Source organism: Megasphaera hexanoica, from assembly GCF_043520715.1.
Classification (GTDB): domain Bacteria; phylum Bacillota; class Negativicutes; order Veillonellales; family Megasphaeraceae; genus Megasphaera; species Megasphaera hexanoica.
In genome coordinates, this window is record NZ_CP171361.1 from 2,657,250 (window position 1) to 2,681,955 (window position 24,706).

The 24,706-nt window shown below is 47.9% G+C and carries 18 protein-coding genes, 1 pseudogene and 1 riboswitch; of the genes and pseudogenes, 3 read left to right on the forward strand and 16 right to left on the reverse strand.

Translation table 11 applies throughout. The features are described 5' to 3' along the window. Positions 1-139: 139 nt before the first annotated feature. From rpoB to uxaC, 7 genes and pseudogenes are all read right to left on the reverse strand, one after another. Positions 140-3,532, reverse strand: a pseudogene (gene rpoB, locus ACGTIC_RS12975) (DNA-directed RNA polymerase subunit beta); the annotation flags it as partial. A 231-nt stretch (positions 3,533-3,763) separates the two neighbouring features. Continuing rightward, complete coding sequence (gene tyrS, locus ACGTIC_RS12980) at positions 3,764-5,020, reverse strand: tyrosine--tRNA ligase (protein ID WP_059075687.1); 1,257 nt, start codon at positions 5,018-5,020, stop codon at positions 3,764-3,766. 157 nt (positions 5,021-5,177) lie between these two features. Continuing rightward, positions 5,178-6,158 (reverse strand): bifunctional 4-hydroxy-2-oxoglutarate aldolase/2-dehydro-3-deoxy-phosphogluconate aldolase, encoded by a 981-nt coding sequence (gene eda / locus ACGTIC_RS12985; RefSeq protein ID WP_236699625.1) that lies wholly within the window; start codon positions 6,156-6,158, stop codon positions 5,178-5,180. Positions 6,159-6,170: 12 nt separating this feature from the next. Further along, positions 6,171-7,115: a sugar kinase gene (locus ACGTIC_RS12990; RefSeq protein WP_059075686.1), complete on the reverse strand. Its 945-nt coding sequence runs from the start codon at positions 7,113-7,115 to the stop codon at positions 6,171-6,173. A 164-nt stretch (positions 7,116-7,279) separates the two neighbouring features. Beyond that, positions 7,280-8,746: a tagaturonate reductase gene (locus ACGTIC_RS12995; RefSeq protein ID WP_257536546.1), complete on the reverse strand. Its 1,467-nt coding sequence runs from the start codon at positions 8,744-8,746 to the stop codon at positions 7,280-7,282. Positions 8,747-8,819: 73 nt separating this feature from the next. After that, on the reverse strand, positions 8,820-10,154 hold the full coding sequence (locus ACGTIC_RS13000) for a gluconate:H+ symporter (protein ID WP_059075685.1): 1,335 nt from the start codon (positions 10,152-10,154) through the stop codon (positions 8,820-8,822). Positions 10,155-10,262: 108 nt separating this feature from the next. Then, the gene (gene uxaC / locus ACGTIC_RS13005) at positions 10,263-11,675 is read right to left on the reverse strand and encodes a glucuronate isomerase (RefSeq protein ID WP_113856263.1); all 1,413 of its coding nucleotides are present in this window, start codon (positions 11,673-11,675) and stop codon (positions 10,263-10,265) included. 355 nt (positions 11,676-12,030) lie between these two features. Between uxaC and ACGTIC_RS13010 the strand changes: the two genes are divergently transcribed. Beyond that, a complete protein-coding gene (locus ACGTIC_RS13010; RefSeq protein ID WP_234995333.1) occupies positions 12,031-13,044 on the forward strand; it encodes a LacI family DNA-binding transcriptional regulator in 1,014 nt (337 codons plus the stop codon). Positions 13,045-13,157: 113 nt separating this feature from the next. On the opposite strand, the gene ACGTIC_RS13015 is transcribed toward ACGTIC_RS13010, so the two are convergent. The 5 genes from ACGTIC_RS13015 to ACGTIC_RS13035 all read right to left on the reverse strand — a co-directional run bounded on the left by ACGTIC_RS13015 (position 13,158) and on the right by ACGTIC_RS13035 (position 18,146). Beyond that, a complete protein-coding gene (locus ACGTIC_RS13015; protein WP_075581507.1) occupies positions 13,158-13,958 on the reverse strand; it encodes a gluconate 5-dehydrogenase in 801 nt (266 codons plus the stop codon). Positions 13,959-13,971: 13 nt separating this feature from the next. Beyond that, a complete protein-coding gene (locus tag ACGTIC_RS13020) occupies positions 13,972-14,613 on the reverse strand; it encodes a bifunctional 4-hydroxy-2-oxoglutarate aldolase/2-dehydro-3-deoxy-phosphogluconate aldolase (protein ID WP_159897713.1) in 642 nt (213 codons plus the stop codon). Between the two features lie 17 nt (positions 14,614-14,630). Beyond that, the gene (locus ACGTIC_RS13025) at positions 14,631-15,620 is read right to left on the reverse strand and encodes a 2-dehydro-3-deoxygalactonokinase (protein WP_059075681.1); all 990 of its coding nucleotides are present in this window, start codon (positions 15,618-15,620) and stop codon (positions 14,631-14,633) included. A 142-nt stretch (positions 15,621-15,762) separates the two neighbouring features. Then, positions 15,763-16,983, reverse strand: coding sequence for a dicarboxylate/amino acid:cation symporter (locus ACGTIC_RS13030; RefSeq protein WP_059075680.1), 1,221 nt, complete (start codon positions 16,981-16,983; stop codon positions 15,763-15,765). After that, positions 16,980-18,146 carry a pyridoxal phosphate-dependent aminotransferase gene (locus ACGTIC_RS13035; RefSeq protein ID WP_113856265.1) on the reverse strand — a complete coding sequence of 389 codons (1,167 nt, stop codon included), beginning with the start codon at positions 18,144-18,146 and terminating at the stop codon, positions 16,980-16,982. Before ACGTIC_RS13035 ends, ACGTIC_RS13030 begins: the two co-directional genes overlap by 4 nt. 238 nt (positions 18,147-18,384) lie before the next feature. On the opposite strand from ACGTIC_RS13035, the gene ACGTIC_RS13040 reads away from it, so the two are divergent. Further along, positions 18,385-19,569, forward strand: a complete 1,185-nt coding sequence (locus ACGTIC_RS13040) for a PucR family transcriptional regulator (protein WP_162816286.1) — start codon at positions 18,385-18,387, stop codon at positions 19,567-19,569. A 96-nt stretch (positions 19,570-19,665) separates the two neighbouring features. Here the strand turns inward: ACGTIC_RS13040 and ACGTIC_RS13045 are convergent, their stop codons facing one another. From ACGTIC_RS13045 to ACGTIC_RS13060, 4 genes are read right to left on the reverse strand one after another with little or no spacing between them, the layout of a single operon-like run. Then, entirely contained in the window at positions 19,666-20,295 is a 630-nt protein-coding gene (locus ACGTIC_RS13045; RefSeq protein ID WP_257536547.1) for a GDSL-type esterase/lipase family protein, read from the reverse strand. Then, positions 20,226-21,716: a tryptophan transporter gene (locus tag ACGTIC_RS13050; RefSeq protein ID WP_059075676.1), complete on the reverse strand. Its 1,491-nt coding sequence runs from the start codon at positions 21,714-21,716 to the stop codon at positions 20,226-20,228. The genes ACGTIC_RS13045 and ACGTIC_RS13050 overlap by 70 nt, the downstream gene beginning before the upstream one ends. A gap of 13 nt (positions 21,717-21,729) precedes the next feature. Beyond that, positions 21,730-22,413, reverse strand: coding sequence for an energy-coupling factor transporter transmembrane component T (locus tag ACGTIC_RS13055; RefSeq protein ID WP_075581510.1), 684 nt, complete (start codon positions 22,411-22,413; stop codon positions 21,730-21,732). 1 nt (position 22,414) lies between these two features. Then, the gene (locus tag ACGTIC_RS13060; RefSeq protein WP_059075674.1) at positions 22,415-23,224 is read right to left on the reverse strand and encodes an energy-coupling factor ABC transporter ATP-binding protein; all 810 of its coding nucleotides are present in this window, start codon (positions 23,222-23,224) and stop codon (positions 22,415-22,417) included. 445 nt (positions 23,225-23,669) lie between these two features. Then, a riboswitch (SAM riboswitch) is annotated at positions 23,670-23,764 on the forward strand. Positions 23,765-23,842: 78 nt separating this feature from the next. Between ACGTIC_RS13060 and ACGTIC_RS13065 the strand changes: the two genes are divergently transcribed. Further along, positions 23,843-24,676 (forward strand): MetQ/NlpA family ABC transporter substrate-binding protein, encoded by an 834-nt coding sequence (locus tag ACGTIC_RS13065; protein WP_113856268.1) that lies wholly within the window; start codon positions 23,843-23,845, stop codon positions 24,674-24,676. Positions 24,677-24,706 lie beyond the last annotated feature (30 nt).

The following is a 24,706-nucleotide window of genomic DNA, read 5'->3' on the forward strand; positions in this document are numbered from 1 at the left end:
GGCGCAGATCATCATTCTGTTCCGGTTCGACATCGTCATCATCATCCAATTCCTTGATGACAACTTCATCACCGTCTTCATTGAGAATCTGCACATCCAGGCCAATAGCCTGCAATTCTTTCAGCAGTACTTTAAACGATTCAGGAACGCCCGGTTCCGGAATATTTTCCCCTTTGACAATCTTTTCATATGCCTTGACACGGCCGACGACATCGTCGGACTTGACAGTCAGCATTTCCTGCAGCGTATAGGCAGCGCCATAGGCTTCAAGGGCCCAGACTTCCATTTCCCCGAAACGCTGGCCGCCGAACTGGGCTTTACCACCGAGCGGCTGCTGTGTAACCAGAGAGTACGGGCCGGTCGAACGGGCATGGATTTTATCATCGACGAGATGATGCAGTTTGAGGAAGTATGTGTACCCGACCGTGACACGGCGGTCCATCGGTTCCCCTGTACGACCATCATAGAGGATGGATTTCCCATCTTCCGGAAGACCGGTCAATTTCAGAGCTTCAAAGACATCTTCTGCATGGGCACCATCAAATACCGGCGTAGCAATGTGGATACCGGCTTTATCCGGTTTCGGCATGCCATATTTATCATAATCATATCCAACAGCCCGGAGTTTGCTTTCCAGTGTCGGATCCATTGCTTTAATCTGTAATCCCAGTTCATGCATAGCCCAGCCCAGATGAGTTTCCAATACCTGACCGATATTCATTCGGGACGGTACGCCCAACGGATTCAACACAATCTGTACCGGTGTACCATCCGGCAGGAACGGCATATCTTCCTGGCGCATAACGCGGGAAACGACACCTTTATTACCATGACGGCCGGACATCTTATCCCCTTCATGGATTTTACGTTTCTGGGCAATGTATACACGGACGAGACGGTTGACGCCCGGCGGCAGTTCATCATTATTTTCACGGGAGAAAATACGGACATCGACAATTTTACCGGATTCACCATGAGGCACACGCAGCGATGTATCACGGACTTCCCGTTCTTTATCACCGAAAATAGCGCGCAGGAGCCGTTCTTCCGGAGTCAGTTCCGTTTCTCCCTTTGGCGTGACCTTGCCTACCAGGACATCCCCGGGGAATACGTCGGCACCGACCATGATGATGCCGTCTTCGTCAAGGTTCTTCGTGCTGTCTTCGCTGACATTCGGTATTTCGCGGGTAATTTCTTCAGATCCCAGTTTCGTATCGCGGGCATCGCATTCGTATTCTTCGATGTGGATGGATGTATATAAATCGTTTTTCGGTAAATCTTCGCTCAATAGGACAGCATCTTCGTAGTTATAGCCTTCCCAAGGCATGTATGCGACGAGGATGTTATAGCCGAGGGCCAGTTCGCCACCATCGGTAGCCATGCCATCAGCCAGCACCTGGCCTTCTTCCACATGTTCACCTTTATACACAAGAGGACGCTGGTTGATACATGTACTCTGGTTGGAACGGACAAACTTGATCAGTCGGTATGTATCTTCTGTACCGCTGTCAGTGCTGACGATAATTTCATCACCTGTAACACGTTTGATGACGCCGGCATGTTTAGCCAAGATGCAGACGCCGGAGTCGCAGGCCGCCTTATATTCCATGCCGGTGCCGACAAGCGGAGCCTGGGTTCGGAGAAGAGGCACAGCCTGACGCTGCATGTTAGCACCCATGAGGGCACGGTTGGCATCGTCGTTTTCCAGGAATGGAATCATAGAGGTACCGACAGATACGACTTCCTTAGGTGATACGTCCATGAAATCGACCCGTTCAGCACGGAATTCACGGGTATCTTCCCCATGACGGCAGGCGACACGTTCGTGTACGAAATGACCGTCTTCTGTCAGCGGTTCGTTAGCCTGGGCAATGATATATTGTTCTTCTTCATCAGCCGTGATGTAGTGTACATCGTTGGTAACGACGTGGGTTTCCTTATCCACGCGGCGGTACGGTGCTTCGATAAAGCCGAATTCATTGACCTTGCCAAAGCAGGCCAGAGAAGAAATCAAACCGATATTCGGACCTTCAGGCGTTTCTACCGGACACATACGGCCGTAATGGGAATGATGAACGTCGCGGACTTCAAACCCGGCGCGTTCACGGGATAAACCACCGGGGCCAAGGGCACTAAGACGGCGTTTATGTGTCAGTTCGGCCAGAGGATTGGTCTGGTCCATGAACTGGGATAACTGGCTGGAACCAAAGAATTCTTTAATAGCAGCTACGACAGGCCGGATATTGATTAATACCTGCGGCGTGATCTGTTCCGAATCCTGGATAGTCATACGTTCACGGACAACCCGTTCCATACGGGTCAGGCCGATGCGGAACTGATTCTGCAGTAATTCTCCGACGCAGCGCAGGCGACGGTTGCCCAGATGGTCAATATCATCGACGTTGCCAAAGCCATCCATCAGATTGAGGAGATAATCGATGTTGGCAATAATGTCTTCCTTCGTAATCGTGCGGTGTTCATATGGCAAGTTGCTGTTATTGCAGATAATCTTGTAGACAGAACCATCCGCTTTTTCAACAAAAGCGATGGCCAGTCCGTCTCCGGAAAATACACCGCTTTCCTTGATTTTCTGTACTTCAGCGTCGCCAATTTCCGTTTTTGCCGGTATGACGACTTCCCCTGTTTCCGGATTGACAATCGGTTCATGCAGAGTCAGTCCGAACAGGCGGCGCTGCCATCCCAGTTTCTTGCCAGCCTTATAGCGGCCTACGCGGGCCATATCATAGCGGCGGGAATCAAAGAAGAGTCCTTCAAAAAGATTGCGGGCGCTTTCTACCGTAGGTGGTTCACCAGGACGCAGTTTTTTATAAATTTCTACAAGGGCTTCATCCTGTGATTCGGTCGTATCCTTTTCAAAAGTGGCTTTGAGGCGCTTATCATCATAGAAAAGGTCGAGAATATCCGCATTGGTAGACCAGCCAAGGGCACGGATAAGTACCGTCACAGGGATTTTCCGGTTGCGGTCGATACGGGCATAGACGATATCATTGGCGTCCGTTTCCAGTTCAATCCAGGCACCGCGGTTCGGGATAACCGTCGAATTGTACAGACGGATACCCATGGGGTCGATTTCACGGCCATAATACACACCTGGTGAGCGGACGAGCTGGCTGACTATAACACGTTCTGCACCGTTAATAATAAACGTACCTGTATCAGTAATCAGCGGGAAGTCTCCCATGAATACTTCCTGGTCTTTGATTTCGCCGGTCACATGGTTGACGAGACGGATCTGGACGCGGAGCGGTGCGGCATAGGTCGTATCCCGTTCCTTGCATTCACGGATATCGTACTTCGGTTCCCCTAATTTAAAATCTTCAAAAGATAAGGATAAATTCCCCGCAGCGTCTTCAATCGGCGAAATATCCCTGAATATGTCTTTGAGCCCCTTTTCTAAAAACCATTCGTAGGATTTAATCTGTAAATCCAGCAAATGCGGCATCTTCAAGACTTCGTTGATTTTCGCATACGTATAGCGGGTCCTTTTCCCAACTTGTACAGGTTTGAACATGCTGTTACTTCACCCCTTATAAAAACTAAATCACCAATGAATGTGTGTGAAACTTGCGAAAAGCGACAAAAAAGCAAGGCTCCATATCAAGAATAGATTGAACCTTGCTTAATTTTTGTTAACCGGAAGCAGTTCCTCCATGTATCTCACAAATAGCATACTCGCAAATTGAACATTTTGCAATGAGTTATTATAGCACATGGAGTCGCTTCCGTCAATATATAATTTTATTTATTTACTGATTTTAGCCAGTGTATATTTTTTCTTGCCTTTACGGACGACGACATATTTACCATTGGAATTCTTATGTGGCCGTACGATTTCGTCAAGGCTGGTCACTTTGATACCGTTGATTGTTACAGCACCATTAGTGATATCTTCACGGGCCTGCCGTTTGGACGAATAAATAGTAGAATCGACCAGCCAGTTAACCACATCTTTTTCTTCATCCGTCACATCGACGGTCGGCATTTTACCAAAGGCCTGTTCCAGTTCATGTTCTGTAAGGTCAGCAATGCTGCCGTGATACAAGGCTTCTGTGATGTTCTGTGCTTCTTTGAGAGCCTGTTCACTATGTACGAACCGGGTGACTTCTTCTGCCAGACGGCGCTGGGCCAGGCGTTTTTCCGGTTCCTTTTCAACAGCTTCCGCCAAGGCATCGATTTCTTCCTTGCTGAGGAATGTAAAGTATTTGAGATACTTAACGACATCGGCATCGTCCTGATTGAGCCAGAACTGATAGAATTCAAAGGGAGATGTCTTTTCCGGATCCAGCCAGATAGCTCCACCGGCGGTCTTGCCAAATTTTGTTCCATCCGATTTGAGCATGAGAGGAATCGTCAGCGCATATACCGGCGTATTGCCGCCATGCATCTTGCGGATCATATCAATGCCGCCGGTGATATTGCCCCACTGGTCAGCACCGCCGACCTGGAGCTGCACGTCATATTTGCTGTACAGGTGTTCATAATCGACAGCCTGAAGAATCTGATAGGTAAATTCCGTAAACGAGATGCCCGCTTCCAGACGGCTGGCTACGACTTCCTTGGCAAGCATGACATTAATAGGGAATAACTTACCATAATCACGCAGGAAATCAAGGAGGCTGATCTGGGAAAGCCAATCGAAATTATTGACGAACGTAATATTTTCATCATCGCCAAAAAGATGAGTAAACTGTGCTTTCAACTTTTCCGCATTGTCATGGATTTTTTCCATGGTCTGCAGTTTGCGTTCCGTCTTACGGCCGCTGGGATCACCGATAGCACCGGTACCGCCGCCGATGACGATATAAGGATGATGCCCCTGAAGGGCAAACCGTTTCAGCATCATAAAAGGAATAAGATGTCCTATATGGAGACTATCGCCCGTAGGATCGACGCCGCAATACAGAGAGATTTTCTTTTCATCAGTCAATTTGCGGAGATTTTCTTCTTCTGTCATCTGATTGATGGCTCCACGCCAGGTCAGTTCGTCAATAATATTCATGAAATCGGCTCCTTATCTTCATAGGATTGTGTTCTAATTATTCATTATAGCCTACCCGGCCCGGTCCGTCAAACCCATTCCAATAGAAAAAGAAGGCGCCGCACAAAGATTCGTTTTATGCAGCAGCCTTCTTTATTCTCTGTTGACAGACAATCAATTATTTTGCCACGGGCTTCCGGCGAAGATGAACGGAAAAACCATGATACAATTCCTTGAAATATGCCAGGCGGACCCGTCCCTGGTCATCATAAAACAGACCATTATCAGCATATTCTACGCCACGGTGTTTGTAATATGCCATAGCCCGTTCCATATCGCGCGTGTCAATCCCGATATGCCCTTTTTCCCCAGGAAGAGTCTGATAGCATACTTCGACAACCGTACCGACAAAATAAGACACCCCGGGAATAGTGATTTTTTCCTGGTCCAGGAGTGCGCACAGACGATCCGTTACGTCTTCTGCCTCCGCCTGTGTCTTACAATGGATGCCTGTATGACAAATTTCAAAACCCAGCAGATTATGTACAGCCTGACGGCAGGTCGCCGTAATGCCAGCCCAGTCTTTGTTCCGGACCATATCAGACGGTGTCATGAAACTGCCACCGACAGCGGCAACATTGGAAAGGTCAAGATATTCGGTCATATTTTCGAGATTGACTCCCCCCGTAGGCAGGAACTTCATATCACGAAATGGACCGGCCAGCGCCTTCAGCGTCTTCACGCCACCATATGCAGCAGCCGGGAAGAACTTGCAAACTTCAATTCCCATGCCATTTGCCGCTTCGATATCGGCTGGGCTGACCGTACCCGGAACGATATCTACGTGATTGTCGATACACCACTGGGTAACAGCCGGATTAAAGGCCGGTGTAACGATAAACTCTGCACCAGCTTTGACAGCGGCATCGGCCTGGGCAACGTTGTGCACCGTACCGGCACCGACGAGGAGTCCCGGCACATGCTGGCGCATAGCCCGGATTGCATCAAGGCAGGCATCAGTGCGGAATGTAACTTCAGCCACGGGCACTCCGCCATCGACCAGGGCCTGTCCAAACGAAACGGCATCTGCCGCATCGTCAATGACGACGAGTGGAACAAGTCCAATATCAAACATCATTTTCATGTTTTCACTAATCATATTATTTCCTCCTTATTTCGCACGTTCCTGAAATTCCTGCAACTGGCTGCGCGTAGGAAGGCCTTCATTATCACCGGCTACCTGAATTTGCAGAGCACCGATGGCCGCACCACGCCGTGCCGCATCATACAAAGACAACCCGTCCAGCAGGCCGCTTGTAAATCCTGCGGCAAATCCATCACCAGCCCCAACGGTATCGACAATATGATCGACGTGATAGCTGGGCACATAATGTGTTTCTTCTGCCGTGCAGACATAGACACCGTCACTGCCGCCAAGTTTAATGGCAACAGTTTTTACACCATGATCAAGATAGAACTGGCCGATAGACTTTTCATCAGCAAGTCCTGTAATCCGCAGTGCTTCACTCAGGCCGGGCAGTACGATATCGGCTTTGAGCGAAAACTTGCATACCGTATCACACATCGTCTGTTCATCCGGCCAGAGCATGGGCCGGAGATTCGTATCAAAGGATACGGGCACGCCATTTTGATGAGCTTCTTCCATGAGAAAAGCGATGGCTTGACGACAATTATCGGACAATGCCAGAGGAATTCCGGTCACGTGCAGAAGCTGCACGCCCTGCCAGTCGATACCGGCAAAATCCGCTGCAGTCAAATGAGTGAATGCCGTATTACGCCGGATATTGGCAACTTTCGGATCACCACAGGATACTTTCTCCTTCATCTGGAACCCCGTCATATACGCATCATCGACCTGTACGTACGTATCATGAATATGATTTTCCCGGAGGAAATTGCAGATACATGTCCCAAAAGGATCGTTTCCCACACGGGATACATAATAGGCATCAAACCCCAGGCGTGCCATGCCGACAATATAATTTAATTCCGCGCCGCAGACATGGCGTTCAAAATGTTTCACCTGGTCCAGCGGACCTTCACTTTCTGCAACGAGAAGCCCCATCGCTTCCCCGATGGTCAGGACTTTACCCATCCTAACAGCCTCCTTCATAACGGATATACTATTTATTTTTACTATAAATTCCTCTATTTATACTACCATGGCGACAGGGAAACATCAATTCTCCTGCCGCCATCAAAAACCAATATTTTTCTAACATACTAGAATTTATGTTATATTTTTGTTAGGAAGAAAAATTATTTTTTCAGCATTTCCCGGATATGAGCACGGACGCCAATCGTATCTATACGGCTCAGATGATCGGTCACAGCCTGAGAAAAGCCGGGAATCTCTGTCAAATCTTCGCCCCACCAGTCCATCTGCTTCAGGACTGCCGCAACATACGCTACATCAGGAAGTGCCGCATGAGAAGCGATAAATGCCAGTCTGTCCGCATCGTCACGGATAGGATATGTATCCCCACCGCGGTGTCCGATGAGACAATCATTTCCTTTGTCCTGCGAACGGTAAAAAGCCAGCAGAGCTGCCATGGAATAGGTCAGCCACTGCGGCAGTTGTCCCGTAGCACGCAGACTGTCTTTCAAAGATGGAAGAATGCGGGCTCTCCATTTTGCCGTCGAATTAAGGGAAATCGCCAGAAGTTCATGGTGGACAAAGGGATTTTCAAACCGTTCAAATACAGCATTGGCAAACGACCGCACATCATTCTGATTCATAGGAACCGTCGGAAGGATTTCGTTATAGACCGTCTGTTCCAGCGATAGGCGGATATCTTCGTCTGCCATACACTGGCCTACATAATCCAGACCAGCCAGATAGGCGCCAAGGACCATCGACGTATGTGCTCCGTTCAGGATTCGCACTTTCCGTTCCTTATACACCGTAATATCCGTCGTGAAAACTGCCTGAAAATAGGTCGAAGTAAAGGGCAGCCGTCTTTCCAGTCCCGGACTTTCAATAGCCCAGAGCGCAAAAGGTTCAGCTATATCCAGGAGTTCATCCGTATAGCCCAGCTCTTTTTGAACCGCCTGTGCTGTTTGTTCATCAGGGTATCCTGTGACAATGCGGTCTACGAGAGTATCTGTAAACTGGCAGGCCTTGTCGAGCCACAGTGAGAATGCAGACGGCAGGTTCCAGAGTGCAGCATACTGATTGACACAGGCACGCAGGGTCCGGCCATTATGATCAATTAGTTCGACCGGCAGAATGACCAGTCCCTTATCTTCTGCCCCATTAAAATAGCGATAACGCGCATAAAGGAACTGAGTCAGCTTGGCCGGATACGTCCGGGGCGGCCGGTCTTCCAGCTTATCTCCGGGAGAAAAAACGATACCCCCATCGGTCGTATTGGACGTTATATATGCAAGCGTATCGAGTCTGGCCAACGCCATATAGGCATCATAATCAGCAATAGGGGACAGGACATCGTCAATGCAGGTGATGACACGGTCGGATACGACTTTCCGGCCATTCTGCATTCCCTGGAGGCGTACTGTATAGAGATTCTGCTGCCGGGCAAACGATTCCGGCCGTCTGGCAGCCCGCGGCGTCACAATTACCACATTGCCATCAAAGCCCTGTTCTTCATTAGCTACATCAATGGCATAATCGACAAACGCCCGCATAAACCGTCCTTCCCCGAATTGCAGGACCCGGACCGGATGCCGGCTATGGGTAAAACAGGATTCAATAGATTCCATCATCTTCACCATTCCTTCCCGATAAGAGAAAAACCCGGATACCGCCGGCAGGCAGCATCCGGATTTGTATTCCGCATCAAATGACCAGTGATAATACGAGGACAATTGCCAGACCAACGACGGAGTTGGTAAGTTCCAGGAGCCCCCAGGTTTTGAATGTCTGTCCCATAGAAAGATTGAATGTTTCTTTCATCATCCAGAACGCTGCATCATTCGGCATCGTAATGGTATTGCTGCCCGCAGCCGTAGCCAGCATGAGCAGCGTCGGATCCACATGGAATACGGGGATCAGTGGAGCTACAATGCCGGCTGCAGTAATGGCTGAAACAGCGCCCTGCCCTGTAGCCCAGCGGATAATGACCGTAATGATCCAGGCCAGGATAAGCGGGGAAATAGAAAGTCCTGTAACAGCGGCAGCAATATGCTGTCCAACACCGGCATCGACAATGACCTGTTTGAATACGCCGCCGGCACCAATGATGAGGACCACCGTAGAAATACCTTTGATTGCATTAGTAATAGACGTAGACGTTTCATCTACCGTGCGGCCTGCACGGATACCGAATACATAAATAGCGACCAAAACTGCCGTAAGCAGGCTGACATTCGGGCTGCCAAAGAAGCCAAAAGCCGTAGCAAGGGCCGTTCCCTTGCCAGCCGTAGCTTCGACGATCGTATTGCCAATCATAAAAATAGCTGGCAGGAGGGGAATAATCAGGCAGACCAGAAACGGTGGCAGCTTGTATTGGCCGACAGCCACTTCGCTGAGATTCCCCAGTTTAGGTTCTGCATAGGTGTCGATTCCCTTGAGGAATTTTGGTAAAACAATACCAGCACAGATAATAGACGGAATAACGACGACCAGTCCCAGAAGATAGACCATGCCGCTGTCAGCACCAAAGGCGTCCACCAGGGCAACCGGGCCCGGTTGAGGTGGGAAAATGCTGTGTGCCTGGGCAACTGCTGCCAGAACCGGAATAATCAGGAACATATATGGAACTTTGGCTTCCTTGGCAATACTGACGACCAGCGGCACTACGACCATAAAAGCCACTTCAAAGAACATGGAAATACCAAAGATGACACCAACGATAAGGACGCCCCATTTCAACGTGCGGACACCACAATGCTTGACGATGGTATCGGCAATTTTTTTGGACGCCCCGCAGTCGGTCATGAGCTGACCCAGAGCTGCCCCCAGGACGACGATAAGGCCGACGCCGCCAAGCGTACTGCCAGCCCCTTTACTGATCGTCTTGACCAGTGTACCGGCATCCATCCCTTCCATAAACGCAACAAAAATAGCCATTAAGAGCAACGTAATCATGCTGTGCAGCTTGACCTTTACGGTCAGGAACAACAGCATGGCAATGGCTACGACTACCCATAGCACAGGTAACCAGTGTTCCATAATAACCTCCTTTGGACAAGCCTGTCATTTTTCTTGTCCGTCTGCATAATAATGATAAATAAATACTAAAACTAAAATAGTAAAAGTATAACAGGCAAAAGCAACCCCTTACTGACAGGGAAACTGGAAAAACGATATGGCATTTCCATAACAGAGCCGGTGGATGAGCGACGCCAGCTGTGCTTCGTCATCAGGAAATTCCCCGCATTCCACTAGATTCCCCAGCCAGTCACAAAGAATACGCCGGAAATACTCATGACGCGGATACGATAAGAACGACCGGGAATCGGTCAGCATCCCCACCATATTACCTAATACGGTTTCTTCCGATACAATCGTCAGATAGTCGAGGAGCCCCTGTTTCGTATCGTTGAACCACCAGGGAACGCCCGGCTGGATACGGGACGCAATCCCTTCTTTGGGAAAAGATGCTCCCAGAACCGTAAGAGCCATCAAATCATACGGTGACGCTGAAAATAAAATAGTCTTCGGCAAACTGCCTTCCCGTTCCAGGTGATCCAGGAAGCGGGCTAATTTTTCAATATTGCAGCACCGGCCAATCGCATCGTACCCGGTATCAGCCCCGAAACGCCGGTACATATCGGTATAGACGTTGCGAAGAGCCCCCATATGGAGTTCCATGACCCATCCCCGGTGCCGGTATTCACCAGCCAGGAATAGGAGAAGGCCTGTAAGATACTGTTCCCGTTCATCTGAAGAGATAGTTTTATGACTCAGTCCTTTTTGGAAAATACGTTCCAGCGAAGCCGCCGGCACAGGCTGATAGACGACTTCATCCAGAGCGTGGTCGGCTGCCCGGCAGCCCATTTCAGCAAATACATCCATCCGCCGCTTCAATGCATCGCACATATCGGCAAACGTATGAATCGTCATATCTGCCGATTCCCCCAGCTGTTCCACATAAGAAGAAAAATCATCTCCTTCAATGTGCATCAGCCTGTCAGGGCGCATCGCCGGTACGACCCGGGCAGAATGGAACTGGCTATCGTGAAGCACCTGATGCCAATGAAGATCATCAGCCGGATCGTCTGTCGTGCACAGGACCCGTACCCGGGATTTTTGGAGAAGCCCCTGCACGCGCAGACTATCATCACATTCCAGTATTTCCTGACAATGATGGAAGATATCCGGAGCCGTCTGCTCTGATAATACCTGCCGGCAGCCAAAATAGCGCCGTAATTCCAGGTGACTCCAATGATACAGTGGATTGCCCGGCGCACGAGAAAGCGCTTTCGCATAAGCTGTGAATTTTTCTAAATCACTTTCCTCACCGGTCACATCCCGCTCAGGTATCCCGCAGGCCCTCATGAGCCGCCATTTGTAATGATCACCACCCAGCCAGGCTTCGGTAATACTGGAAAAGCGGTGATTTTCAGCGATATCCCGGGGAGAAATATGACAATGATAATCTACAATAGGTTCCGTTTCGGCATATCCATGATAGAGCTGCCGCGCCGTACGGGAATGGAGCAGGAAATCTTCCGTCATAAATTCTGTCATCGTCGTGCCACACCCTCTCTATTTTTGTGTAAGCGCTTACAATAATTTATTACATAGAGAAATGTAACATGCCTCCACCGGTCTGTCAATGTTCATGCGAAATAGATATAATTTATGTTTTTTATTAACTTAAACTCATCAAAACATCACTTTTTCATCAATTATATCCTGAAAAATCCGGTAGCAAAGCTTATTTCTTATGATACATGCACGCATTTTCCATCTAGTTAGTATAATGCAATGCTTCTGTATTTTTTGTGTAACCACTTTCACGATATGTATTTACTCTCTTTCTCATTTTATGCTATACTCAATGTAAATATAGGATTTTTCATGATGATAGAGAGGTTCTCCTATGTCGGATATGAACGTAACCATCTATGATATAGCAAAAAAATGTCATGTATCTATTGCCACCGTGTCGCGGGTCCTTAATGGCAACAGCCGGGTCAGCGAAAAAACGCGCCGCATCGTGCTGGATGCCATAAAGGACATGGGTTATACACCTAATCCGTTTGCCCGCGGTCTGGGTCTGGACTCTATGAAAATCGTCGGTGTTCTCTGTACCAGTCTGACCGATGCTTTTTTTGCCCGTGCCGTATCCCTCATCGAAGACGGAATGAGGCAGCACCACTTCGATATCATGCTCTCCTGCACAGGCCCCAATACAGGTCATAACAGCCCATATATCACCGGTCTGGTCAATAAGCATGTCGACGGCCTGATTACAGTAGGCACCGTCTTTTCTTCAGAGCCTGATATTGCAGCCCTTACTGCAGCTGCCGGCAAAATTCCGGTTCTCACCATCAACTGCGATTACCACCAGCCTGGCATTTATAGCATCGTTTGTAACGAAGCAGAAGGCATGCGGCGTCTTGTCCACACGCTTGCCAGACAACACTGCCGGCACATCGCCTATCTGTACGATGTCCGCACCTACAGTGGCCGTCATAAACTGCAGGGCCTGCGTCAGGGATTGAAAGAACTGGGCATAAAAGAAAATCCGGCACTCATCCAGCAAGTTTCTCTCAACCTGGAAGGTGCTGAAAAAGCGATTGAAAACCTTGTCTCCCGCAATGTTCCTTTCGATGCGATTGTCACATCAGAAGACATTCTTGCCGTCGGAGCACAAAGAGCTGCCCTGGAAAACGGCCGGTATGTACCAGTCATCGGCTGGAACAATTCCATCCTTGCCACCTGCGCCACTCCTACCCTGAGCAGTATCGACAACAGGCTGGACAGCCTGTGTGCCAGCGCCGTCCAGTCCATGACCCAGCTTCTCTCCGGACAGGATCAGCCTGTCCCTGTCCGCACAGAATTCAGTGCTATCCTTGTAGAACGTGAAAGCTTCCAGACAAAAAAAGAGTGAAACACTTCATTTTAAACGTGTCTCACTCTCTTAGCCTTTATATACCGGGGATGTAACAAAATGCTCTGTCAAAATCATTTTGTCACATCCTCGTTTTTCTATGCAGCCACACCTTATGGCTGTTTGCCAATATAGGCAAGGATTCCCCCATCAACATAAAGAATATGCCCATTTACAAAGTCGGAAGCATGCGAGGCCAGGAAAATAGCCGGTCCTTCCAAATCTTCCGTAGTCCCCCACCGGCCTGCCGGCGTCTTGGAAACAATGAAGGCATCAAAAGGGTGACGGGAACCATCAGACTGCCGCTGCCGGAGTGGGGCAGTCTGGGGCGTTGCAATATATCCCGGGCCAATGCCGTTGCACTGGATATTGGCTCCGCCAAATTCCGAACAGATATTACGGGTCAGCATCTTGAGACCGCCTTTGGCAGCCGCATAAGCCGATACCGTTTCCCGGCCCAGTTCGCTCATCATAGAGCAGATATTGATGATTTTTCCTTCACCTTTGGCAATCATGCCGGGGATAACCGCTTTGGATACGATGAACGGTGCGACGAGGTCGATATCGATGACCTGGCGGAAATCCGCTTCATCCATATCACACATAGGAATCCGCTTGATGATGCCGGCATTATTGACGAGGATATCAATGGTCCCCAGGCTGGCGTCAATATCTGCTACCATATCCCGGACTTTCTCTGTATCTGTCACGTCACAAATATACCCTTGGGCCTCAATTCCTTCTTTTTCATAGGCAGTCATGGCCATGTCCAGATGTTCCTGGCTGCGGCAATTAAAGGCGATGCGGGCTCCAGCCCGGGCATAGGCTCTGGCAATGGCAAACCCTATGCCATATGACCCGCCAGTAACGAGAGCGACTTTTCCTTTCAGGGAAAACATATCCATATAACTCATGTCTATTTCCTCCTTATCGCACAGCATTTGTATAAAAGGCGGCAGCTTTCTCAATTTCGTCAAAATCTCTGCGGCGCACCCGGTCAACACTGACCAGATTGCTGCCAATACCAAAGGAATCTACGCCAGCCGCCAGAAAATCTCCAATATTATGTTCCGATACGCCGCCAACAGCCGATAAGCGCAATTGGGATAAAGACGCTTTGACGGCTTTGAAATACGAAGGTCCCAGATTACCGGCCGGGAAAATTTTGACAATATCGGCCCCGGCTTCCCAGGCCGTTTCGGCTTCTGTCGGCGTATAAGCTCCAGGCAGTGAAATCAGGCCTTTCTGCTTAGTATACCGGATGACATCCGTATTCGTATTCGGTGAAATGATGAATTCGGCTCCGGCCTGTGCCGCATCTTCTACCTGCTCTACAGAAAGGACGGTACCGGCGCCAATATGCATCCGGCCGCCAAACTGTTTTTGCAGGATAGCAATACTCCGCAGCGTATCCTTGCAGGCTTCTTCATCACCAGGCCGGTAGGTCACTTCGACAAAGCGCACGCCCCCGTGCTGCAGAGCTTCTACAGCTGGCACAATATCCTGACTGGCAACGCCGCGGATAATAGAAATAATTTTAGCATCCAGCATGTCTTGCAATAAACTCATATCCATTCTCCTTTCCCTTAAAGCAGTCCGCGCAAACCAGCCAGATAAAGGGCGCCCCGGCCAGATAAGGCCTGTTGCTGTTCTTCTGCGGCCAGCACGACCTGATAACCATCTTTTTTCAGGATTGCCTCGTAGGCTTTTTGCATGACCGTATTACCGGCTACGACAAAGATGGCTTTTTCCAATCCGGCAAAAATCCGGCTTCTCTTCAGTGCCGTCATATCATCCGCCATGAGCAGCCCAAGGAGATAATTCTGCGCTTCCTGTGCCGTATAATGACAGAACATCCCAAGGATTCGCGTCATAAAAGCACCATGTAAAAGTCCCATCTGATAATAATCACTGACGCCCTTCCGGAATGGTCCTGCCAGAAATTCTGATGCAAATGACCGGTTCAGTGTATCGGCCAGTATGGTATCAAATGTCAGGGAATGAAGCAGTTCGCCATATAACGTTGTCAGGCATCCCTGTATACGCTGCTGTTCATCAATCATAACATATTTATTATGTGAGCCCGGCAGGACGAATACGGCTTTTCCCTCAGGAGCCGCTTGTGCCAATAGACCGGCCGCTTCTACTTCTTCGCCACGCATCATATCCATATCGATACTCTGATCCGGAGTGAGCGTTGCCGGATCACAGTTCCGTACACCGGGGACAAACCATAGTGGCTGCTGGCATATAGCAGGCAATTCTTTGACTACCATGGCCTGAGCCAGCCCTTCGAGACTGACTGGCGCTGTCACATGAGGAATATCGCACAGTCCCACATTACTCGTCAGCATTCCCGCTGCCAATACGATCGATATATCACCAGTTGCAACACCCGCCATGCGGGCCGCCTCAGCCAAAGTATCCCGGACAGCTTCCTGCAATCTCTGATTCGTCCCATCCATAGCCGTATTACGCACACCAACAGCCGCCTTTGCCTGTCCGGCAATGATGCCATCATGCCAGACAAAAACGCGGGTATTACTCGTCCCTCCATCAATCGTTGCAATATACATATCATCACCCTTTCTGCACCATACCACTACTTGCATTGTAGCATGGTACAACCAGACTTGTCCATGAAAGAAACGCATTTCTATCATATCTGATTTTCAAAAGAGCCGGCACAGGCATGTACCGGCTCTTTACAATCAAAACTTAAGAATTCATTTTATCCCAATCAATTTTACCCTCTTTGCTTGCTACAATAGCCGTGCAAACTGCATCTCCCCATATATTCATAGGCGTTCCTGTAATGTCCAGATAGAAGAATACTGCTGCAATCCAGGCAACAACTTCTGTCGGCAATCCGAACGCATTAACCAGAATGACGGCAATGGCCAGTCCACCACCTGGAACACCGGCACAACCTATCGAAAAGGCTATCCCCATGATAACAAAAAGGAAAAGCTGCCCAATAGTAGGTGCGGTTCCTACAGCATACATCCCTAACATGATATACAGAGGGATTTCAATCCCCATTGAATCCATATTAAATGTAACTCCCAGGGGAAGGCCAAAGTCTGTCATTTCCTTATCGACTCCCATTTCTTTGACACAACGGAGGTTTACAGGCAGAGTAGCCGCCGAACTGGTCGTTGTAAAAGCGGTAATCAGCGCAGGAAACATTTTTCTGGTAAAGCGGAATGGATTAATTTTGCCAATAACATACAAAAGCAGGAAATATACGATAGCTACCTGCAGAACAAAGGCAATGCTGTAAGCCGCCAGAAAACTACCCATCTGAGAAACAAACGAACCTTTTAATTCTCCTATAGACGTAGCCATTAAAGCCGCCACCCCAATAGGCGCATAATACATGATTCCTTTTACAATCTGCAAGATCAAATCCTGACTTGACGAAAGAATATTAGTCAGGAATGTCTTAGATTTTCCTTCAGGCATCATGACCACAGCTATTCCTACAAAAATGGATAAGAACACAATCTGGATAGTATTTCCTTCTGCAATGCAGCCAACAAAATTCTTAGGAAGCCAGTTAATAAACATATCAACTGTAATTTCTGTCACTTTAAAATCAGCAGAATGCAATTCAATGCCCAGACCTGGTTTAAAAATAAGCCCCATAGCAATGCCTAAAAACGTGGCTATCAGCATCGAAAGAACAAACCATCCAATAATTTTTCCAGCCCACCGTTTCATCCGGGTAGCATCGCCGATGTTCGCAAAGGAAGACGCAATAGAAAAAAATACCAATACAGGTACGATCATAACCAGAAGTCTGGTAAAAATAGTACCCAGAGGCTTCAACAATACGACCTGCTCTCCCATGACAAAAGAAAGAACAATACCAACAATGACCGCTCCAAACAAACACAGTGCAAAATGTTGATTCATGTACCTGAATACACTACTCATATCTGATTCCCCCTTATGGTTTCACAAAAGCGTTTTATCCGTTGCAATCCTTCCACTAACTCATCCTCACTGCACGTATAGGCCATGCGCATGTACCCTTCCCCCGCCTGTCCAAATGCACTGCCAGGAATACAGACTACATGTTCTTCTTCCAACAGGCGATTACAGAATTCAGAACTCGTCATTCCGAAAGATTGGATATTGGGAAATACATAAAAGGCTCCAGCAGGTTCATCATAGGAAATCCCCGGTATCGCATTCAGACCGTCCGTGATAATCTTACGCCTTTGCCTGAATATCGTGCACAATGTTTCCGATAATTCAGGATGATGTAAAGCATACACCGCTGCTGCCTGGGCTGGCGCATTGGCACAAGCACTGATATTTTCCTGGGCAGGTACCATTTTGCTAATGATTTCCGCAGGTCCGGCAGCAAAACCAATCCGCCATCCAGTCATTGCAAATGCTTTAGACAGGCTATTGATGACAACGGTCCTTTCTTTCATTCCCGGTAAAGTACTGATAGAGACTGGCTTATCCTTATAATACAGCGTATCATATACTTCATCGGAAATTACGAGAAGATCGTGGCGGACAGCCACTTCTGCAATTTTTCCAAGTTCTTCTTCTGGAATGACAGCTCCCGTCGGATTATTAGGTGAATTCAGCATAAGAGCTTTGGTTTTTTCCGTAATTTTGTGCTCTATATCTTCCGCCTGAATGACGAACCCTCGTTCTGCACACGTAGAAACAGAAACTGGAATGCCTCCAAAAAATTGAACCTGACTGGCATAATTCAACCATTGAGGATCCTGAATCAGTATTTCAACACCATCTTCCACAATAACGGACAAGAGCAAAGATAATGCTCCCATTCCTCCAGGCGTGATAATAATCTCCGTTTGAGGATCATAATGAAGTTCTTTTATACTGCCCCATTCAGAAACAGCCCGCCGGCATTCTAATGTCCCTGCATTCGGCGTATAGTGTGTCTGACCATTCCGCAGTGCCATAGCTGCAGCTTCGCAGATGGGCATAGGTGTTGCCATATCTGGCTCTCCAATGCCCATACTGATAACACGATCCATAGTTGCTGCTTTATCGAACATGGCCCGGATAGCCCCTTGATGAAGGTTTTGGGCTCTTTTGCTTAAAACAACCATATTACTCCTCCCTTCAGCATTTTTATTTACTATCGTTTTCTAAATAAATTTTATATAAAATAAATAATGCATTCAACATATGATTATTGTATTATTTTCTAATTTTTTCTTATACTTTTATTTTTTTATATAATTTTTTAGAGTATATTTCTTCACATTTTCATATTGCAGATTCTTTTTTATGCAGATATACTAAATATATCTTATTTATTTATACAAAATATACGAGGTGGTTTTATTGAAATTAACAATCGCTGAGATTCTGCATTATCCTGAGTTCTCTGGTTTTACTCTCATTGCAGGTGCTACGGGTATTTCCAATCAAATAACCTCATGCGGAATTTTGGATTATGAATATGACCGGACATTAAAAAATAAATACACGAAATTAAGTTTCATCCCCAACCAGCTTATCTTATCCAGTCTGCAATATGCTAAAGAAGATCCCGGCTGTCTAATTGACGCTATACGGCTTTTGCATCACCGCAATTGTAGCGGTCTTGTTATAAAAAATGTGTATAGTCTGCCTTTATCTCCCCATGTATTACGATTCGCCGACTCGGCTGGTTTTCCCATTATTCTTATAAAAAACTCCGAACAATATTTTGAAAAAATAATTATCAATATTTACAAACGGCTGCAGTCTCTTTATGATTTCGACAAATTTGAGCACATTATTTCCCGTATTATTACTTTACCCGAACATGACAAACAACAAAAAGAACTACAACTGGAAATTAACCCCTGTTTGCAGCCTGATATCTTTTGCATGTATTTCCGCTCTGATACACCACTAACTACCAATGACTATATGAAGATGGAATCTGCGGCCAAATACGCAGGATTGTTGACCTCGTATAATACCCTTTTACGATACAAAAACGGACTTTTATACATTTATTCTTCCCATAACTTTAAAAATGCCCGGCCAGACGAATTAGCCCAGCAAATTCTGGATACACCAGTTGGCTCACTGGCTGTTTCGTATCATATGGGTGTTAGTTCTATCCACTACCGGGAACGAAAAATAAAACTCTGTATAGAAGAAGCTATCTACAGCAGTTATTTCCACACAGATTTGTCACACCCTTATCAAATGTATGATACGTTAGGCATCCATAGCATTCTGCTTCCCTATTGTCACGAACCCGCTATGCAGCACTTTACTTCTTCTATTTTAAACCCTATCCGCGATTATGACTCAGAAAATCATACCGCCCTGATGACAACGGCTATATCATTCGTACGATGTGGTGGCAATATCGACAAAACGGCTGACGAGCTAGGCCAGCACAAAAATACAATCCGGTATCGTCTGAAACAGATTAGCCACCTCTTATCATGCAATCTCTTGCAACCAGAATCATATGAAAAACTATCCTTAGCTATAAAGATAGAAGAATGCAGCAATATCGAACTATAAAAAATCGCCAATGCAATCAAAAGGGAATCATTGCATTGGCGATTCATTTTTCTTAACAATATGTGTGTCGGTATAATCGGTGTTATACCACACGTTTCAATATCCCAACTTCATGGCCGATATGGCTGCATCTGCCAGAAGCCGATAGCCGGTTTCATCAGGGTGAACACCGTCTGCGTAATGCGGTGATTTCTGCAGGACTGTATAGAAGTCGATGGGATGGAGGTCTTCTGTCTGACACTGTTGAAGAAGCCATATCCGGTAATCTGATAAAATATCATTATGCCTATCTACATCTTCCCGGGCCTGCCAGCCATAGTCTGCGCTTTCCTGCCGTGTGCAGGGCGGAATGCCCAGATAAACGGGTTTATGTTGTTTTTGCAAAAGCCGTATCATAGCCGTTATATTAGCCTGTATCCCCCGCACCGGAATATCTTCCAGTATATCATTAGATCCGCCCATGAGGAAAAAAGCGTCGTACCCGGACAAGGCAAGCCGGCGCAGCCGTGTCAGCATTCCCCAGGTTGTATCTCCGCACAATCCGCGATTATCGACTTCCCATTTCAGGGAATCCGACAGGAGATTCACCCAGCCCTTTTCCGGAGGTACATCGTATCCATAAGTCAGACTGTCACCGAGACAAAGAAGGTGCATGGCTACACCGCCCGTTCCAGTGCCGGTGCCGCATCCTGCAATGACCGGACTGCCGCTTCTACAGAAAGCCATGGCTGATCAAACTGATATCCCGCCTTTTCCAGATCCATCTGGCAGGCAAACACTTTCGGTACCGCTGTCGCATAGATATCATGGTCATACATGTAGCGGAGTGTCGTTTCTACATCTCCATCCGACCGGAGCTGGCCATGGTCGAGAAGCACCAGCCGGTTGGCATAAGGAAGGGCCGCTTCCAGATTATGTTCAATAACCACGATAGTATGTCCGTAACGAACATTCAATTCGTGAACCAGTTCATAGAAATCATGGGTTCCTTCCGGATCGAGAGCCGATGTCGGTTCATCGAATACGAGGATTTCCGGATTGGTCGCCAGCACTCCGGCAATAACCAGACGCTGACGCTGTCCGCCGGATAAATTGGTCAGCTGCCGTGTACGGTACGGCGTCAGTTTAACCTTTTCCAATACCTCCGTAATAGCCGTTTCAATCTTATCCGGTGCTACACCCTGATTTTCCAGGCTGAAGGCGATTTCTTCTTCCACCGTCATAGCCACGAGCTGACTGTCATAATCGTCAAGCATAGCACCGACACGGCTGGCCAGACGGGAAATGGTTGTCTGCGTCGTAGCCTTTCCGTCCACATACACCATGCCTTTCATGACACCGCCAAAGTAATGAGGAATGGCACCGGTCATAGCCATACAGAGGGAACTCTTGCCACTGCCGCTTTCGCCGGTAATGACAAGGAAATCTCCCTTATGCACAGCCAGGCTCACATCGTCGAGGACCGGCGTCGTCTGTTTGTTGTAAGTGTAAGACAGATGTTCAATGGAAATAAGTCCCGGGACAGACGGCTTCAAATCATACTGGCTGTGATCCGAAGTGACACTCTGTTCTTCCAGAGAATCGAGGATTCCCCGCGATACGAAGAGGCGAAGAGCCGGAAAATACATAAGTGGTGTTACTACAGCATTGAGTGCACCGACGATAACAACCAGCGGCAGCATGCCTGTAAAATAAACATTATTTGGCAGGCCTAAGGCAAATTTCAAAATCGTGACGAAAGCACCGCCACTCATACAGGTAGCCGCGAAGCCCGTCAGGACAGGCAGGCACGAATGGCCGCGGAATTTCAGAAAAGCGAGATTCTTAACCAGAAAAGCACAAGTCAGAGCTCCTATGGGTTCACTGATGAGATTGCCATAAGGAAAGCCTGATTTAGAGGTAAGGACGTTGATCAGTGCTGCTACCAGGCCAATGCCCAGAGCCTGCCGATAGGTCGGTTTGGTCAGGCAGATAGCCACACAGTACGTTGCAATGGTCCAGTTTGGCGTGACACCGCCAACGCTTGGCGATACGAGATGCAAGATAGTACCAATAGCCAGCATCAGCGTCGTAATGGTAATCCAGCGGAATTGTCCACCCTGACGGTGATGAAATTCTAATGTGCTGATATCTTCAATATGTTTCATTTCCCGTTCCCCCTCAGACTATGCCAAAAATACGCATATACACGACAAGTACACTCACTCCCACGAATAAAGCCATAACGGCATAGTCACAGCCGGCTGGCCGTACATTTGCCATAAAGCTATGTTCATTATTGCCAAACCCCCGTAATTCCAAGCTCAGCGCCATCGTTTCTGAACGCCCCAGGGATTTAAGCATCAACGGCTGAATGACACCCATGTAATGAATGCATTTCTTAAAGACATTACCTTTTGTTGAAAGCCCCCGGCAGGCCTGTGCCTCCTGAACCGTTTTGCTTTCGGCAATGAAATCGGGGACAAACCGCAGTGCTGCTGTAAACATGAACGCATATTCATATGGAATATGGATTTGTTTGACCAGCGCCGCTGTCAAATCCTGCAGCCGCGTTGTCGTGAGAAGGATGATAAATACGATGGTCATCGCCAGCATCCGAAGTCCCGTAACGTAAGCCGATTCGAGAGAACCGCCTCCCAGAAGTTGTACCACTGCCAGGAAAACAGCAAAGACAGCCAGGCTCATGGCAGCCTTAAAGTTGCGAGCTATATTGCCGGTAAAGCCCAAAAGGACTAGTTCGATGACGACCAGGGCTGCCAGAGGGCCTGGCGTGTGCAGCACGAGAGCCCAGAACGAAAAAGCAACAGTGCCTAATAATTTTGTTACTGGTACAAAATGTTTCATCTTATTTCCCTCCCAGACGCTGCAGCATGGCTGCCGTAAATTCATCAACGGACTTGCAATATGGAAGTCCCGCTACAGCCTGAGACAACGTCACGGCATCAGGCCGGTTCAATCCTAATTCATACAAGTCTTCTCTTTTCGTAAACAAATCCTGTGGTGTCCCGTCAAAGGCTTTCGTATGATGTCCGATAACGATGACCCGCTGACAGTATTCGGCAAATATATCCATATCGTGGCTGATGATAAGAATGGTAAGTCCATCCCGATGAAGCCGGGACAAAAGTGCCATGAGCGATTTTTTATCGGCACTGTCCTGGCCACTCGTCGGTTCATCGAGGATAAGGTACTGTGTATGCATGGCAATGGCCGACGCAATGGCAACGCGTTGTTTTTCTCCCCGGTTGAGATTGGGTGGATAAGCTTCTGCCAGATGTTCCAGCCCTGTAGCCTGCAGCGCTGCTGTAACAGCCGATGCAACCTCTTCACGGCTGCGGCCCAGCTGTTCCGGTCCATAAGCTACTTCCTGCCGCACAGTCGGTCGGAACATCTGCCGTTCCGGCCGCTGGAATACATATCCAATATAGGGACTGCGGGCTGCCGCTTCTTCATCGTTGATTCTTTTCCCATCGAGGAAAATATCTCCCGATACGGGTTTTTCAAGACCCATGAGCAAGCGGGTTACCGTCGTCTTCCCACAGCCGTTGCGACCGCCCAAGCCGATAAATTCACCGGTACCAATCGTCAGGTTCATATGTTCCAATACAGGTGTACCGTCTGTGTAGTGGAACGTCACATCTCTCATTTCCAGCATTCCTGTTCATCCTCTCTTAAACAATAAAAAACCTTTCATCCCTCTAAAGGGACGAAAGGTCTGATTCTTCCGCGGTACCACCCACATTGGCTTATAAAGCCCATCTCACTATGTACGGCCCTCAAAAAGAGCGATACACGTTTCTTTGATAGCGGTGGAACTACACCGTCGAGCCCTACTGGTCACCGTTCAGGCCGCATCTCCCGAATCCATTCCCTGTACGGACCGGCGCCGAACTCTCACTGCCATCGGCTCGCTGTAGCTGTCGCTGTACACGTACTCGTTTCGTTCATCGACAATGCTATGTAGATTAATTGTAATTATACGGCTTTTTTCCTTAAAGTCAAGAGAAATCAGCCAATCTTTTTTCTTCCTTGACAAATTCCGCAATCATGGTAAAATAGCTTCAACAATTTCATTACATACTGTCTTATGACAGTATACACATTTATCCAGAGCGGCGGAGGGACGGGCCCTATGAAACCCGGCAACCGATAATACGGTGCCAATTCCTGCGGAAGAAATTCCGGGAGATAAAGAAAATCATTGCACTCTTTCTCTTTCGGGAAAGAGTCTTTTTTATGCCCTCTGGAGGCCTTAAATTACAGGAGGGATAGTATGAAACAATGGAAAGTCTGGATAACCGCTGCTGCCATCGCTATAGGAACTGCAGTTGTTCTCATGACCGGCTGCGGTGGACAGAAACCGGTCGGTGGCCGGGAAGTATCTCAGAATGTCAAAATCACTGTCGGTGCATCACCGGTACCACATGGGGAAATCCTGAAAGAAATCAAGCCCATGCTCATCGCCGAAGGAGTAGACCTGAACATTATCGAATTCACAGATTATGTCAAACCGAATCTGGCCTTGCAGGATAAAGAACTAGACGCCAATTTCTATCAGCATGAACCCTATATGGAAAAATTCAACAGTGAACACGGTACGGACCTGGTTGCCTTGTGCAAGGTCCACGTCGAACCAATGGGTATCTATTCCCATAAGATCAAGGAACTGGCCCAGCTTGGACAAAATGCCAAAGTCGCCATCCCCAATGATCCTACAAACGGTGGCCGTGCACTTCTCGTACTCCAGACAGCCGGCCTGATCAGCCTGAAGAACGGAGGCAGTATCGCATCTACCGTGCAGGATGTTGAAAAAAATGACAAAAACCTCCAGTTCATCGAACTCGATGCCGCCCAGATTCCCCGTTCCCTGGATGATGTAGATATCGCACTTATCAACACCAATTACGCTCTCGAAGCCGGACTCAATCCGCTCCAGGATGCCTTATTCACCGAATCCAAGGATTCGCCTTATGCCAACGTTCTGGTCGTACGCCGCGGTGATGAAAATCGTCCGGAAATCCAGAAACTGGCAAAAGCACTGCAATCACCGGAAGTAAAGAAATTTATTGAAGAAAAATATAACGGAGCTATTATTCCCAGCTTCTGATAACACTATTTCATGACGAGGGGTATGTAG